Consider the following 16433-nt stretch of genomic DNA (forward strand, 5'->3'; position numbering starts at 1 on the left):
GCATTTCGCGTTGATCCAGCGCATAACAAAAGTGTCTATAAATACGGCAGGAAAGTCCACATCGAATATTTGCACGGCGTCACACTTTGCGAGGTGACAGCAATATAGTCCATAAGATTAGCGAATACGGCCTGACGGATTTGGCCGGGGATATCTACTGTTGCTGCATGAATGATTTCAGCATGGAGTAACAAGATGGCAATTGCGATTGGCCTCGATTTTGGTAGTGACTCAGTACGCGCGCTGGCGGTGGAATGCGCTACCGGCGCGGAGCTGGCCGCGAGCGTAGAGTGGTATCCACGCTGGCAGGAAGGGCTGTTCTGCGATGGGCCGAATAACCGCTTCCGCCATCACCCGCGCGATTATATTGAATCGATGGAATCGGCGCTGAAAAGCGTCCTGGCGGCATTAAGCGCAGAACAACGAGCGATGGTGGTCGGTATCGGCGTCGACAGCACCGGTTCAACCCCGGCGCCGATTGATGCTGACGGTAACGTGCTGGCGCTGCGCGAAGAGTTCGCCGACAACCCGAACGCCATGTTCGTGCTGTGGAAAGACCATACCGCGGTGGAAGAGGCGGAAGCCATCACCCGCCTGTGCCACACGCCGGGTAAAGAAGATTACTCGCGCTATATCGGCGGCATCTACTCCAGCGAATGGTTCTGGGCCAAGATCCTCCACGTCACTCGCGAAGATAGCGCCGTCGCGCAGGCCGCGGCATCGTGGATTGAGCTTTGTGACTGGGTGCCCGCCCTGCTTTCCGGCACCACCCGCCCGCAGGATATCCGCCGCGGTCGCTGCAGCGCCGGGCACAAATCGTTGTGGCACGAGAGCTGGGGCGGACTGCCGCCCGCCAGCTTCTTCGACGAACTCGACCCGATTATTAACCGCCACCTGGCCTGGCCGCTATTCCGCGACACCTGGACTGCGGATCTCCCCGTCGGCAACCTGACCGCCGAATGGGCGCAGCGCCTCGGCCTGCCGGAGACGGTGGTGATTTCCGGCGGCGCTTTCGACTGCCATATGGGCGCGGTCGGCGCCGGCGCACAGCCTAACGCATTGGTTAAAGTTATCGGCACCTCCACCTGCGACATCCTGATCGCCGATAAACAGAGCGTGGGCAACCGCACGGTGAAAGGTATCTGCGGCCAGGTGGACGGCAGCGTGGTGCCGGATTTCATCGGTATGGAGGCCGGTCAGTCCGCCTTCGGCGATATCTATGCCTGGTTTGGCCGTATCCTCGGCTGGCCGCTGGAACAGCTGGCCCAACAGCACCCTGAATTGCGCGAGCCAATCAAAGCCAGTCAAAAACAGCTGCTGCCTGCGCTCACCGAAGCCTGGGCCAATAATCCGTCCCTCGATCACCTGCCGGTGGTGCTGGACTGGTTCAACGGCCGCCGCACGCCGAACGCCAACCAGCGGCTGAAAGGCGTTATTACCGATTTAAATCTGGCCACCGACGCCCCGGCGCTGTTTGGCGGACTCATTGCCGCCACCGCCTTCGGCGCCCGCGCCATTATGGAGTGCTTCACCGATCAGGGCATTCCGGTCAATAACGTGATGGCGCTCGGCGGCATTGCGCGTAAGAACCAGGTCATCATGCAGGCCTGCTGCGACGTCCTGAACCGCCCGCTGCAGATTGTCGCCTCCGATCAGTGCTGCGCGTTGGGCGCCGCCATCTTCGCCGCCGTCGCCGCTGGCGTCTATCCGGATATCCCTGCCGCGCAACGCAACATGGCAAGCGAGGTGGAAAACACCCTGCAGCCGCGCGCGCAGCAGGCGCAACGTTTCGAACAACTGTATCAGCGCTACCAGCAGTGGTCGGCCAGCGCGGAACAACACTATCTCCCTTCGGCTGCAAAGGCGGAAAACGCCCCGCAATCTCAGGCAGCGCTCACCCATTAAGGATACGAAAATGACGATTTTTGATAACTATGAAGTGTGGTTCGTAATTGGCAGCCAGCACCTGTATGGCCAGGAGACCCTACGCCAGGTGACGAAACATGCCGAACATGTGGTGAATAGCCTGAATGCGGAAGCAAAACTGCCGTGCAAGCTGGTGCTGAAACCGCTCGGCACCACGCCGGATGAAATCACGCATATTTGCCGCGACGCCAACTACGATGATAAATGCGCCGGATTAGTGGTCTGGCTGCATACCTTCTCACCGGCGAAAATGTGGATTAACGGCCTGACGCTCCTCAACAAGCCGCTGCTGCAATTCCATACCCAATTCAACGCATCCCTGCCGTGGGACAGCATTGATATGGACTTTATGAACCTCAACCAGACCGCGCACGGCGGCCGCGAATTCGGCTTTATCGGCGCGCGCATGCGCCAGCAGCACAGCGTCGTCACCGGCCACTGGCAGGATAAAGAAGCGCACCAGCGCATCGGCGCGTGGATGCGTCAGGCGGTTTCGAAGCAGGATACCCGTCATCTGAAAGTGTGCCGCTTCGGCGATAACATGCGCGAAGTGGCGGTAACCGATGGCGATAAAGTGGCGGCGCAGATTAAGTTCGGCTTCTCGGTCAACACCTGGGCGGTCGGCGATCTGGTGCAGGTGGTGAATAGCATCAGCGACGGCGATATCAACGCGCTGGTCGATGAGTATGAAAGCAGCTACCGCCTGACGCCAGCGGCGCAGGTGCACGGCGATAAACGCCAGAACGTACTGGACGCCGCGCGCATCGAACTGGGGATGAAGCGCTTCCTTGAGCAAGGCGGTTTCCACGCCTTTACCACCACCTTTGAAGATCTTCACGGCCTGAAGCAGCTGCCGGGTCTCGCCGTACAGCGCCTGATGCAGCAGGGCTACGGCTTTGCCGGCGAAGGCGATTGGAAAACCGCCGCTCTGCTACGCATCATGAAAGTGATGTCGACCGGTCTGCAGGGCGGCACCTCTTTTATGGAGGATTACACCTATCACTTCGACAACGGCAACGATCTGGTGCTGGGCTCGCACATGCTGGAAGTGTGCCCGACTATCGCTACCGCCGAGAAACCGATCCTCGACGTCCAGCCGCTGGGAATTGGCGGTAAGGCCGATCCGGCGCGTCTGATCTTCAACACCCAAACCGGCCCGGCGATCGTCGCCAGCCTGATTGATTTAGGCGATCGCTTCCGCCTGCTGGTCAACACCATCGAAACCGTCGCGACGCCGCACGATCTGCCGAAGCTGCCGGTGGCCAACGCGCTGTGGCAGGCACAGCCGGATCTGCGTACCGCGTCGGAAGCCTGGATCATCGCCGGCGGCGCGCACCATACCGTCTTCAGCCATGCGCTAACCCTCGACGATATGCGCCAGTTTGCCGAGCTGCAGGATATTGAGCTGACCGTCATCGACAACGATACCCGCCTGCCGTCGTTCAAAGACGCGCTGCGCTGGAATGAAGTCTATTACGGTTCAAAACGCTAAGAGGCCGCCCCTCACCCTAACCCTCTCCCCAGCGGGGAGAGGGAACCGACCGAGCGCGGTGTCGCCTTTATCCCACTCCCTTTGGGAGAAGGAACCGACCCGGCGCGGTGTCACCTTCCCCCTCCCTTTGGGAGAGGAGTGGGGAGAAGGAACCAACCGGCGCGGTGTCATCTTTCTCCCTCTCCCTTTGGGAGAGGGTCGGGGTGAGGGGAACCCAACTCACCTGCTATTCGGAGCACACTATGTTAGAAGATCTCAAACGCCAGGTGCTGGAGGCCAACTTAGCGCTACCGCAGCATAATCTGGTGACCTTAACCTGGGGCAACGTCAGCGCCGTCGATCGTGACAAAGGGGTATTGGTTATTAAACCCTCCGGCGTGGATTACGCAGTGATGACCGCTAACGACATGGTCGTCGTCAGTCTGGAGACCGGTGAAGTGGTGGAAGGCAACAAGAAGCCCTCTTCCGATACGCCGACCCATCGCCTGCTGTATCAGGCATTCCCGACGCTTGGCGGGATTGTGCATACCCATTCGCGCCACGCCACCATCTGGGCGCAGGCCGGGCAATCTATCCCGGCGACCGGCACCACCCACGCTGACTATTTTTATGGCCCGGTCCCCTGCACCCGGTTGATGACCGATGCGGAGATCAACGGCGAATATGAGTGGGAAACCGGCAACGTGATTGTCGAAACCTTCCGTCAGCAGGGCATCAACCCGGCGCAAATGCCCGGCGTGCTGGTGCATTCCCACGGCCCGTTCGCCTGGGGAAAAAATGCCGAAGACGCGGTGCATAATGCCATCGTGCTGGAGGAGATCGCCTATATGGGAATTTTCTGCCGCCAGCTGGCGCCGCAACTGCCTGCTATGCAGCAGACGCTGCTCGATAAACACTATCTGCGTAAACACGGGGCCAAAGCCTACTACGGCCAGTAATCACCCCTGTATAAAACCCCAGCACCTATCGTGAAACCAGGCTATAATCAGGCCTGGTTTTTTATCGTTGAGAGCACGCGTGACGCAGCCGCAAGCAGGATTTTTACTCACCCGCCACTGGCGGGATACCCCGCAGGGAACGGAACTGGCCTTCTGGCTGGCGACCGATAACGGCCCGCTGCAGGTCACGCTGCCGCCGCAGGAATCCGTCGCGTTTATCCCCGAAGCGCAGCGGCAGCAGGCTGAAAGCCTATTGCAAGGTGAAAACGGCTATCGCCTGTCCCCGCTTGCGTTAAAAGATTTCCACCGCCAGCCGGTTTTCGGCCTGTACTGCCGCGCCCATCGCCAGCTGATGCGGCTGGAAAAAAAGCTGCGTGAAAACGGCGTCACCGTTTACGAAGGCGATATCCGCCCGCCGGAGCGCTACCTGATGGAGCGCTTTATCACCGCCCCGGTCTGGGTGGAAGGCGAAACGCGCGGTTCGCAGTTGGTTAACGCGCGCATGAAACCTAATCCGGATTACCGCCCGCCGCTGAAATGGGTCTCGTTGGATATCGAAACCAGCCGCCACGGCGAGCTCTACTGCATCGGCCTGGAAGGCTGCGGCCAGCGGGTGGTCTACATGTTAGGCCCCGAGCCCGCTACGCCGCCGGATGTGGGCTTCAGCCTGGTCTATGTCGCCAGCCGCCCGCTGTTGCTGGAAAAGCTCAACGCCTGGTTTGCCGAACACGACCCCGACGTGCTGATCGGCTGGAACGTGGTGCAGTTCGATCTGCGGGTCCTGCAAAAACACGCCGAGCGCTACCGCATCCCGCTGCAGCTCGGCCGCGGCAATAGCGAGCTGGAGTGGCGCGAGCACGGTTTTAAGAACGGCGTCTTTTTCGCCCAGGCCAACGGCCGGCTGATTATCGACGGCATCGAAGCGCTAAAATCAGCGTTCTGGAACTTCTCCTCATTTTCACTCGAGGCCGTCGCCCGCGAACTGCTCGGCGAAGGTAAAGCTATCGACAACCCGTGGGATCGGATGGACGAAATCGATCGCCGTTTCCATGAAGATAAACCGGCGCTGGCCACCTATAACCTACAGGATTGCGAGCTGGTGACGCGGATCTTTCATAAGACAGAGATCATGCCGTTTCTGCTCGAACGGGCGACGGTCAACGGCCTGCCCGCCGATCGCCACGGCGGATCGGTCGCCGCCTTCAGCCATCTCTATTTCCCGCGCATGCACCGGCTGGGTTACGTGGCGCCGAATCTCGGCGAAGTTCCCCCGCAGGCCAGTCCCGGCGGCTACGTCATGGACTCCCGCCCCGGCCTGTATGACTCAGTGCTGGTGCTGGACTACAAAAGCCTGTATCCGTCGATCATCCGCACCTTTTTAATCGATCCGGTCGGCCTGGTTGAAGGGCTGGCACAGCCCGATGACCGCCACAGCACCGAAGGGTTTCTCGGCGCCCGCTTCTCGCGCGAAAAGCACTGCCTGCCAGGCATCGTCGGGCAGATCTGGCACGGCCGCGATGAAGCTAAGCGTCAGCATAATAAGCCGCTGTCGCAGGCGCTGAAGATCATCATGAACGCCTTTTACGGCGTGCTGGGGACCAGCGCCTGCCGCTTTTTCGATCCACGGCTGGCGTCGTCGATCACCATGCGCGGCCACGCGATCATGCGCCAGACCAAAGCGCTGATTGAAGCCCAGGGCTATGACGTTATCTACGGCGATACCGACTCCACCTTCGTCTGGCTCAAACGCCCGCATAGCGAAGCGCAGGCGGCGGAAATCGGCCGCAAACTTGTTGCCTATGTTAACGACTGGTGGGCGCAGGAACTGGGCAAAAGCCAGCTGACCAGCGCGCTGGAGCTGGAATATGAAACCCACTTTTGCCGCTTTTTAATGCCGACGATCCGCGGCGCCGATACCGGCAGTAAAAAGCGTTATGCCGGAATGATTCAGGAGGGCGATGCCCAGCGCATGGTGTTCAAGGGGCTGGAGACGGTACGCACCGACTGGACGCCGCTGGCCCAGCAGTTTCAACAGGAGCTGTATCTGCGCATCTTCCGCCATCAGCCGTATCAGGATTATGTACGGGAGACTATCGCAAGACTAATGAACGGCGAGCTCGACGAGCAGCTGGTTTATCGCAAGCGCCTGCGCCGACCGCTGGCGGAGTACCAGCGTAACGTGCCGCCGCACGTGCGCGCCGCGAGGCTTGCCGATGAACACAACGCGAAGCTTGGGCGGGCGCAGCAGTATCAGCAGCGCGGCACCATTAAATACGTCTGGACTACCGGCGGCCCGGAGCCGGTGGATTACCAGCAGTCGCCGCTCGATTACGATCACTATCTGTCAAAGCAATTGCAGCCGGTGGCGGAAGGAATCCTTCCCTTCGTCAACGACGACTTTGCTACAATAGTGACAGGGCAACTGGGGCTATTTTGACAGGTGACTAACACCTCGGCATCCAGTACCATAGCGCCCTTTCCATTCCTGGACCCAATTTTGATTCCTCAGCGTAACTATGCTGAGGATGCACTATTGCCTGCAATTAAAGAACAAAGAGCCGAACACATATGCCTTTTACACTTGGTCAACGCTGGATTAGCGATACAGAGAGCGAACTAGGACTAGGGACAGTGGTAGCGCTGGATGCGCGCATGGTCACTCTCCTTTTCCCCGCCATCGGCGAAAACCGTCTGTACTCTCGCAACGATTCCCCAATTACCCGCGTGATGTTTAACCCGGGTGATACCATTACCAGCCACGAAGGCTGGCAGCTCCACGTTGACGAAGTAAATGAAGAGAATGGGCTGCTGTCCTACACCGGCACCCGCCTGGATACGCAAGAAGAACATGTTACCCTGCGCGAAGTCCTGCTCGACAGCAAGCTGGCCTTCAGCAAGCCGCAGGACCGCCTGTTCGCCGGGCAAATCGACCGGATGGACCGCTTTGCCCTGCGCTACCGCGCGCGTAAGTTCCAGAGCGAACAGTACCGCATGCCGTGGAGCGGCCTGCGCGGCCAACGCACCAGTCTGATCCCGCATCAGTTGAACATCGCCCACGACGTGGGCCGTCGTCACGCGCCGCGCGTTCTGCTGGCCGATGAAGTAGGCTTAGGTAAAACCATTGAAGCCGGGATGATCCTCCATCAGCAGCTGCTCTCCGGCGCCGCCGAGCGCGTGCTGATCGTGGTCCCGGAAACCCTCCAGCACCAGTGGCTGGTGGAAATGCTGCGCCGCTTCAACCTGCGTTTCTCGTTGTTCGACGACGAACGCTACGCCGAAGCGCAGCACGACGCCTACAACCCGTTCGAAACCGAACAGCTGGTTATCTGCTCCTTAGACTTCGTGCGCCGCAGCAAGCAGCGCCTGGAGCACCTGTGCGACGCCGAATGGGACCTGATGGTGGTCGATGAAGCGCACCACCTGGTGTGGAGCGAAGAGGCGCCGAGCCGTGAATATCAGGCCATTGAACAGCTCGCCGAACGCGTGCCGGGGATTCTGTTGCTGACCGCGACGCCGGAACAGCTGGGCATGGAGAGCCACTTTGCGCGCCTGCGTCTGCTGGATCCAAACCGCTTCCACGATTTTGAACAGTTTGTTGAAGAACAGCAAAATTACCGTCCGGTCGCCGACGCCGTCGCCCTGCTGCTGGCAGGCAACAAGCTGAACGATAATGAGCTCAACACCCTTGGCGATCTGATCGGCGAACAGGATATCGAGCCGCTGCTGCAGGCCGCTAACAGCGATCGTGAAGATGCTCAGGCCGCGCGCCAGGAGCTGGTTTCAATGCTGATGGACCGCCACGGCACCAGCCGGGTGCTGTTCCGTAACACCCGTAACGGCGTGAAAGGTTTCCCGAAACGCGAGCTGCACACTATTCGCCTGCCGCTGCCGACCCAGTACCAGACGGCTATCAAGGTCTCCGGTATTATGGGCGCGCGCAAAACCGCGGAAGAGCGCGCGCGCGACATGCTCTATCCGGAGCAGATCTATCAGGAATTTGAAGGCGATACCGGTACCTGGTGGAACTTCGATCCGCGCGTCGAGTGGCTGATGGGTTACCTGACCAGCCATCGCTCGCAGAAGGTGCTAGTGATTTGCGCCAAAGCCGCCACCGCGCTGCAGCTGGAGCAGGTACTGCGCGAGCGCGAAGGTATTCGCGCCGCGGTATTCCATGAAGGCATGTCGATTATCGAACGCGACCGCGCCGCAGCGTGGTTTGCCGAAGAAGACACCGGCGCGCAGGTGCTGCTGTGTTCCGAAATCGGCTCCGAAGGGCGTAACTTCCAGTTCGCCAGCAACCTGGTGATGTTCGACCTGCCGTTTAACCCGGATCTGCTGGAGCAGCGTATTGGCCGTCTCGACCGTATCGGCCAGGCGCACGATATCCAGATCCACGTGCCGTATCTGGAGAAAACCGCGCAGTCGGTGCTGGTGCGCTGGTATCACGAAGGCCTCGACGCCTTCGAACATACCTGCCCGACCGGCCGTACCGTCTACGATAGCGTTCACGACGACCTGATTAACTACCTTGCCGCGCCGGAAGCCACCGATGGCTTCGACGATCTGATCAAATCCTGCCGTCAGCAGCATGAAGCGCTGAAAGCGCAGCTGGAACAGGGCCGCGACCGTCTGCTGGAGATCCACTCCAACGGCGGCGAAAAAGCGCAGGCTCTCGCGGAGAGCATCGAAGAGCAGGATGACGACACCAGCCTGATCGCCTTCTCGATGAACCTGTTCGATATCGTCGGCATCAACCAGGATGACCGCGGCGAAAACCTGATCGTCCTGACCCCGTCCGATCATATGCTGGTGCCGGATTTCCCGGGCCTGCCGGAAGATGGCTGCACCATCACCTTCGAGCGTGACGTGGCGCTGTCGCGTGAAGACGCGCAGTTCATCACCTGGGAACACCCGCTGATTCGCAACGGTCTGGATCTGATCCTCTCCGGCGATACCGGCAGCAGCACCATTTCGCTGCTGAAGAACAAGGCGCTGCCGGTCGGCACGCTGCTGCTGGAGCTGATCTACGTCGTCGAAGCGCAGGCGCCGAAGCAATTACAGCTTAACCGCTTCCTGCCGGCGACCCCGGTTCGCATGCTGCTGGATAAAAACGGCAACAACCTCGCCGCGCAGGTGGAGTTCGAAAGCTTCAACCGCCAGCTGAGCGCGGTCAACCGCCACACTGGTAGCAAGCTGGTCAATGCGGTGCAGCAGGACGTTCACGCGATTCTGCAACAGGGCGAAGCGCAGATAGCCAAAGCGGCGCAGGCGTTGATCGACGCGGCGCGTAACGAAGCCGATGATAAACTGACGGCGGAACTGTCGCGTCTCGAAGCGCTGAAGGCGGTGAACCCGAACATCCGTGACGACGAACTGGCGGCGATCGAAAGCAACCGCCAGCAGGTGATGGATGCGCTGGCGCAGGCCGGATGGCGTCTGGACGCGCTGCGTCTGATCGTCGTCACTCACCAGTAACGGAACGCGAAAATGGCGATGGAAAACTACAATCCGCCGCAGGATCCCTGGCTGGTGATTCTGTATCAGGATGAGCACATTATGGTGGTCAACAAGCCGAGCGGCTTGTTGTCCGTGCCCGGCAGGCTGGAAGAGCATAAGGATAGCGTGATGACGCGTATCCAGCGCGATTTCCCGCAGGCCGAATCGGTGCATCGCCTGGATATGGCCACCAGCGGCGTGATTGTGGTGGCGCTGAATAAGGCCGCCGAGCGTGAACTGAAGCGTCAGTTCCGCGAGCGCGAGCCGAAGAAGCAGTACATCGCCCGCGTCTGGGGCCATCCGCAGCCTGCGGAAGGTCTGGTGGATTTACCGCTGATTTGCGACTGGCCGAACCGGCCAAAGCAGAAGGTGTGTTATGAAACCGGCAAAGCGGCGCAAACCGAGTATGAGGTGCTGGAGTACGCGGAGGACAACACCGCCCGCGTGCGCCTGAAGCCGATTACCGGGCGCTCGCATCAGCTTCGGGTGCATATGCTGGCGTTAGGGCATCCGATCCTCGGTGACCGCTTTTACGCCACGCCGGAGGCGCTGGCGATGGCCCCGCGCCTGCTGCTGCACGCCGAAACGTTAACCATTACCCATCCCGCCTACGGCAACGCGATGACCTTCCGCGCGCCGATCGACTTTTAAGTCGTTATCCGGACGCCCCGGTCGCGCTACGCCGCCGGGGAAATCTCTAACGCAGACGCGATTAATCGCGGGCGAACCACGCATCGATCATCTGCTCAACGCGAGCGACCACCAGCCCGGTGTCGTGACGACGGCTGCGCGCGCAGGCGTGGGCCGGCTCATCGCACAGCAGGCAGCGGCGCATCGCTTCGCCCTGCGCCTGGCGGCTAATCAGCCCCGCTTGCGGACAAATGACGTCGATATCCCACAGACGTCCCAGCGGATGATTCTGTTCCAGCTCGCTGCATAGCGCTTTGATCTCTTCCGCGGAGTGCTCAACGCACCACATCGCTTCCGGGCCGGTAGGGAGCCACAACACCTGGCGGTCGAGCGTTTTCCAACGCTGCTGCCACAAAAGTTGGTCACAGGCCTGCAGCGCAACACCCATCATATTGCGATAGCGAATACTGTCTTTTACCGCCCCTGGCGTTACCAGAGTGAGAGAAATGACCGGTTGTTGATAATGGTTGAGCCAGTCTTGTTGACGGGCTGCGCGCTGCTCTTTCGCCGCCAGCAGATTTTCCATGCTGACGCCCGCCCGGGCGGGAGTATGCACTGACATTCTTTCCTCTCCTTTAATGATCAAAAAGGCAGCTCGGGGCTGCCGTCGCTATCGCGGATAACGCCGCCTATTGTATCGCTAATTGCACAGAATTTAGGACGCAGGACAAAGAAATTTTCTTCGTCCTGCGGAGGGAAATGGCAGTTTTTGCTGTTAGCGCAGAACTAAATCACGATAAGAAATGACTTAAGAACAGCAGCCCTAACGACACATTAATCGCGCCGCCGATACGGGTAGCTATCTGAGCAAACGGCATCAGGTTCATACGGTTGCCGGAAGTCAGGATGGCGACGTCGCCGGTACCGCCCTGCCCACTCTGGCAACAGGAGACAATCGCCACATCGACCGGATGCATCCCCATTTTTTTACCAACGAAGAACCCGGTGGCCACCAGCGCCGAGACGGTGCAGACAATGACCAGCAGGTTGGTGAGCGTGAAGGCGTTTACCAGCTCCTGCCACGGGGTAATCGCCACGCCGACGGCAAACAGAATCGGATAAGTCACCGCGGTGCGGAAGAATTTATACACCACCTGCGAGCCCTCCTGCAGGCGCGGCGAAACCACATTCGCCAGCTTCAGCAGCACCGCGAGGAACAGCATGCCAACCGGCGCCGGCAGGCCAATCAATTTATGTCCGAGCATGCCCATCATATACAGCAGCACCGCCAGCAGCGCGCCGGAGGCCAGCGTCGCCACATCAGTTTTACCGCCAAATCCTTCGCTTTCGCTCAGGCTGCGGGTTTCATTACTGCGGTTCGGCATTAGCTGGCCTTCGCCGGTCAGATGCGGGAAGCGTTTGCCAAGCTGGTTCAGACAGCCAGCAATGACGATCGCCGTCAGGCTGCCCAGCATCACCATCGGCAGCACGCGTCCCAGCGCAACCCCCTGATCCATATGCATCAGCGCCGCATAGCCAATCGACAGCGGGATCGCCCCTTCGCCCACGCCGCCGGCCATAATCGGCAACACGATAAAGAAGAAGACCTGGAACGGATCCATTCCCAACAGGCTACCCACGCCGACGCCTACCAGCATGCCGACAACTTCGCCGCACAGCATCGGCAGGAAGATCTTCAGGAACCCCTGAATCAGCGTGGTGCGGTTCATGCTCATAATGCTGCCAACGATAATGCAGCAGATGTAGAGATAAAGAATATTGGTCGATTTATAGAATTTGGTGGTGGATTCAACCACCACATCCGGCAGCAGGCCGTAATGGACCAGCGCCGAAGGAATAAAGGTGGCGCAAATCGCCGCCGCGCCAAGCTTACCGAGTACCGGCAGACGCTTGCCGAACTCGCCGCAGGCAAAACCGAAGAAGGCCAGCGTCGCCACCATTACCACGATATCGCTCGGCAGCTTGCCGCCAAGGCAGTCCAGCGCGATAAGACCACCGGCCAGCAAAAATAGCGGCAGCGGGATAATCCCCACTTTCCAGCTATCCATCACGTGCCACCAGCGCTGCTTCAACGAGGCTTTCGGTTTGTTAATAGGTTCAAGGGTTGCAGAGAATGCGTTGTCTGTGGTGCTCATAAATTCAGCCCTGTAGTTATTATTCCTTTTCAGGGTAGAGGGGCTGGCACGGCGTTAATGTGAGAAAAGGCAGATTAAAAAAGAAGTTTTAATGGTCATTATGGTTTTTATGGTTTCTATACCCTAAATAATTCGAGTTGCAGGAAGGCGGCGACGCAGCGAATCCCCAGGAGCTTACTCCAGTAAGTGACTGGGGTGAGTGAGGACAAATTCGTCAGGAACGAATTTGAACGCAGTTCACTGCGCCCGTAAGGGCGAGGCCCAGGGATGGGCCGAGTTATTGCCAACGCCCATGCAACTTGAAGTATGACGGGTATATTAATCAGCGTGATACATATCTGATTTCTAAACGTGGTTTTTATGGTTTTTTTATTAACCGGATAATTACCCTTTATAAATAGGCGCCAGTAGATAAATTGTTCTTCTGGCCGCTGACGATATCGTTGCCGCATCTCAAATACTGTGCGCATAACTATGAAAGTTTCATTTCAATTTAAGCTGTTCATCTCCCTGGTGGCCTTTTTCTCCATCTTATTCGCTCTGCTTGGCGTTTATTATTATCTCGACGCCAGCCGCCAGCTGTATCAGGAAATGAGCGCCAGGGCGAAAATTCAGGCCGAAGAGATTGCGCTGATGCCCAATCTACGCCAGCAGGTCAGTCTGCACGACCCGCAGGCTATCGGCGCCTTCATGAGGCAAATCGCCGCCCACAGCGATGCCAGCTTTATCGTCATCGGCGATGATAAAGGCGTACATCTGTTTCATTCCGTGCACCCGGAATGGGTCGGCACCCGCTTAGTGGGCGGCGATAACCAGGCGGTGCTGGAAGGCAAAACTATCACTACCATCCGTAAAGGCGGTTTGGGCATCTCGCTACGCAGTAAAACGCCCATTGTCGACGACAACGGGCGGGTGATCGGCATCGTCTCCGTCGGCTATCTGACCAGCTATCTCGACAGCATCACCGTGCAAAAGGTAGTGAATATTTTTGTCGCCGCCATCCTGTTGCTGATCGCCCTGTTTATCTTCTCCTGGTATTTTACCCGCAGTATTAAAAAGCAGATTTTTTCGCTGGAGCCGCGCGAAATTGGCCTGCTGGTTCGCCAGCAAAAAGCGATGATGGAATCGATTTTCGAAGGGGTTATCGTTATCGACAGCCAGCGACGGATTGAGGTGATTAACCACGCCGCCCGCAGCCTGCTGGGGCTTAAGCAGCCCGCGCATCTGCTGCGCGGCAAATCGATTGATAGCGTGATCGCGCCGCAGCCGTTCTTCGCCAGCGGCGCGATGCTGGCGAACGATACGCACGATGAACTGTGTCGCTTCAACCAGCTGACGGTACTCGCCAGCCGGGTGCGCATCATGCTGGAAAACTCGCTGCAGGGCTGGGTGATCACCTTCCGCGACCGCGATGAAATTAACGCCCTCACCGCCCAGCTCAGCCAGGTGAAACGCTATGTCGATAACCTGCGCATTATGCGCCACGAGCAGCTCAACCGCATGACCACGCTCTCCGGCCTGCTGCATATGGGCCACTACGACGAAGCTATTCGCTATATACAGGCGCAATCGGAACATGCCCAGGAGCTGCTGGACTTCATCTCCTCGCGCTTCCGCTCGCCGACGCTATGCGGCCTGCTGCTGGGTAAAGCCACCCGCGCTTATGAAAAAGGCGTTGAACTGAGCTTTGATCCGGCCTGTCGTATCGATCGCCCGCTGTCGTCGCTGATGGAGTCGGAACTTATCTCGATCATCGGCAACCTGCTGGATAACGCCATTGAAGCGACGCAGCGCGCTGAACTACCTCACGAGCCGGTCGAGGTACTGATTCAACTCAACGCCCGCGAGCTGATGATTGAGGTGGCCGATCGCGGCGTCGGAATTCGCCCGGATATCCGCGAACGTATTTTTGAGCGCGGGGTGACGACAAAAACCCGTGGCGATCACGGTATTGGTCTGTATCTTATTGAACATTATGTGACTCAGGCTGGCGGCACGATTGAGGTTGCCGATAACGCGCCGCGCGGAACGATATTTACCCTGTTTATTCCCGCCGACCCGCCAGCCCATCCGCAACCGGAGGCCAACGATGCATCATGATCTGGTCGATGTGCTGATCATCGAAGATGAAAACGAGCTGGCCCGCCTGCATGCCGAGCTGATACAGAAACACCCGCGCATGCGGCTGGCGGGAATGGCCGCCTCGCTTTCCCAGGCGCGGCAGATGCTCAACGCCAGGCCGCCGCAGCTGGTCCTGCTGGATAATTATCTGCCGGACGGCAAAGGCGTTACTCTGATGACCGACCCGATTCTGGCCAATGCCAATTGCTCGGTCATTTTCATCACCGCCGCCAGCGATATGGAAACCTGCAGCCAGGCGATACGCAACGGCGCCTTCGACTACATTCTCAAGCCGGTTTCGTGGAAACGGCTGAGCCAGTCGCTGGAGCGCTTTATTCAGTTTTACGATCAGCAGCGGGAATGGAAAATCGTCGATCAGCAAAACGTTGATTCTCTGTATCAGCTGCAGGCTAAAAATTTTCGCGCCGATAACGGCAGCAAGGGCATCGAAGAAAAGACCCTGGCGCTGGTACAAAATTTATTTCATGGCCGCGAAACGCACTGTTTTTCGGTTGACGAAGTGGTCAGCGAAACCGGGTTGAGCAAGACCACCGCCCGTCGTTATCTCGAGCATTGCGTAGAAGTGAGTTTTCTGGAAGTGGAAATGCTGTACGGAAAGATTGGCCACCCGCGGCGGATGTATCGCCGCGCGCAGGGCGCGAACTAAGGCTTCTCCCCGCAGGAGAAGCCTTTCGGGATTCAGAAGCCGCGCTGCTCTTTGATGAGCTCCCAGGCTTTCTGGATTTCCTGCGCTTTCTGTTTCGCCATTTCCATCATCTCCGGCGGCAGCCCTTTGGCCACCAGCTTGTCCGGGTGATGTTCGCTCATTAGTTTACGGTAAGCGCGTTTGACGGTGGCGGCATCATCGGTCGGCTTGACGCCGAGAACGTTACAAGCGTCTTCAAGCGTCGGGCCGCGCTGTGCCTGCTGCCAGCCGCCATTGCCGCCGCGCTGACCATAGGATTGCTGCTGCGAGCCGCCGCCGAACTGCGCGCCGCCCTGCATCATGCGCAGGAATTGCTCAAACTGCGCACGCGAGATACCTAGCTCGTCGGCGATAACAAACAACACTTCGCGTTCATTGGGGTGTAATTCGCCGTCGGCGAAGGCCGCCTGCAGCTGAATTTCCAGAAACATCCTAATTAAATCGAAGCGACCAAAACAGACGCTGCGCAGCTGGCGCATTTTTTCGCGCAGCGGGTAATTATCGGCCTTGCCGGCGCGAAAAGCCTGCTGCGCCGCGGTACGCGACTCGCCGTGCAGATTCATACGATCCATCAGCACATTCGCCACATGAATATCGGCTTCCGTCACGCGCCCTTTAGATTTAGTCAGATGCCCCATCACTTCAAAAGTGGTGGAAAAGAACAGCGACTGCCGCTCCTGCTGGTTGGCAAATAAATTCAGCCGACGGCTACGGGCCCGGTCAAACATATGTCCGACTAAAAAGCCAAGCACCACGCCCCAGAAGCCGCCGCCCATCAATAATGCAACCGCGACACCAATCACTTTACCCAAATACTGCATAGACTCCCCAATCTTTCTGCTACCAGTTAAGCTATATCTGACCGCACGTTACCAAGCGTTGACGCCACGGTCATGTGGGACATCGCCTATAATTTGCTTTATCATACTCGCCATTCTACACGGTGCCTAACGCTCAGAAACGAAACG

Annotated in this window: 11 protein-coding genes; 8 read left to right on the forward strand and 3 right to left on the reverse strand. The window is 58.5% G+C overall.

The window, feature by feature from the left end; all coding sequences use genetic code 11:
• Positions 1–195: 195 nt before the first annotated feature.
• The 6 genes from araB (at position 196) to rluA (ending at position 10503) form a co-directional block, all read left to right on the forward strand.
• Positions 196–1905, forward strand: coding sequence for a ribulokinase (gene araB, locus PGR09_RS20885; protein ID WP_047042729.1), 1710 nt, complete (start codon positions 196–198; stop codon positions 1903–1905).
• Between the two features lie 10 nt (positions 1906–1915).
• The gene (gene araA, locus PGR09_RS20890; RefSeq protein WP_015368279.1) at positions 1916–3418 is read left to right on the forward strand and encodes an L-arabinose isomerase; all 1503 of its coding nucleotides are present in this window, start codon (positions 1916–1918) and stop codon (positions 3416–3418) included.
• 242 nt (positions 3419–3660) lie between these two features.
• Positions 3661–4356 (forward strand): L-ribulose-5-phosphate 4-epimerase, encoded by a 696-nt coding sequence (gene araD / locus PGR09_RS20895; RefSeq protein WP_047078147.1) that lies wholly within the window; start codon positions 3661–3663, stop codon positions 4354–4356.
• Positions 4357–4435: 79 nt separating this feature from the next.
• The gene (gene polB, locus PGR09_RS20900; RefSeq protein ID WP_430916481.1) at positions 4436–6793 is read left to right on the forward strand and encodes a DNA polymerase II; all 2358 of its coding nucleotides are present in this window, start codon (positions 4436–4438) and stop codon (positions 6791–6793) included.
• A gap of 131 nt (positions 6794–6924) precedes the next feature.
• A complete protein-coding gene (gene rapA, locus PGR09_RS20905; RefSeq protein ID WP_045397305.1) occupies positions 6925–9831 on the forward strand; it encodes an RNA polymerase-associated protein RapA in 2907 nt (968 codons plus the stop codon).
• A 12-nt stretch (positions 9832–9843) separates the two neighbouring features.
• The gene (rluA, locus tag PGR09_RS20910; protein WP_063413970.1) at positions 9844–10503 is read left to right on the forward strand and encodes a bifunctional tRNA pseudouridine(32) synthase/23S rRNA pseudouridine(746) synthase RluA; all 660 of its coding nucleotides are present in this window, start codon (positions 9844–9846) and stop codon (positions 10501–10503) included.
• Between the two features lie 61 nt (positions 10504–10564).
• Here rluA and citX read toward each other — a convergent pair whose 3' ends face one another.
• Positions 10565–11104, reverse strand: a complete 540-nt coding sequence (citX, locus tag PGR09_RS20915; RefSeq protein WP_015368283.1) for a citrate lyase holo-[acyl-carrier protein] synthase — start codon at positions 11102–11104, stop codon at positions 10565–10567.
• 169 nt (positions 11105–11273) lie between these two features.
• The gene (locus PGR09_RS20920; RefSeq protein WP_015368284.1) at positions 11274–12638 is read right to left on the reverse strand and encodes a 2-hydroxycarboxylate transporter family protein; all 1365 of its coding nucleotides are present in this window, start codon (positions 12636–12638) and stop codon (positions 11274–11276) included.
• A 474-nt stretch (positions 12639–13112) separates the two neighbouring features.
• Here PGR09_RS20920 and PGR09_RS20925 point away from each other — a divergent pair, with 474 nt between their 5' ends.
• Positions 13113–14738 (forward strand): ATP-binding protein, encoded by a 1626-nt coding sequence (locus tag PGR09_RS20925; protein ID WP_045397299.1) that lies wholly within the window; start codon positions 13113–13115, stop codon positions 14736–14738.
• The gene (locus PGR09_RS20930; protein ID WP_045397296.1) at positions 14728–15426 is read left to right on the forward strand and encodes a response regulator; all 699 of its coding nucleotides are present in this window, start codon (positions 14728–14730) and stop codon (positions 15424–15426) included. The genes PGR09_RS20925 and PGR09_RS20930 overlap by 11 nt, the downstream gene beginning before the upstream one ends.
• A gap of 32 nt (positions 15427–15458) precedes the next feature.
• On the opposite strand, the gene djlA is transcribed toward PGR09_RS20930, so the two are convergent.
• Positions 15459–16286: a co-chaperone DjlA gene (gene djlA, locus PGR09_RS20935; RefSeq protein ID WP_047047451.1), complete on the reverse strand. Its 828-nt coding sequence runs from the start codon at positions 16284–16286 to the stop codon at positions 15459–15461.
• Positions 16287–16433: the final 147 nt, after the last annotated feature.

It is taken from the genome of Klebsiella sp. 141251 (assembly GCF_050600725.1).
Taxonomy (GTDB): Bacteria; Pseudomonadota; Gammaproteobacteria; order Enterobacterales; family Enterobacteriaceae; genus Klebsiella; species Klebsiella aerogenes.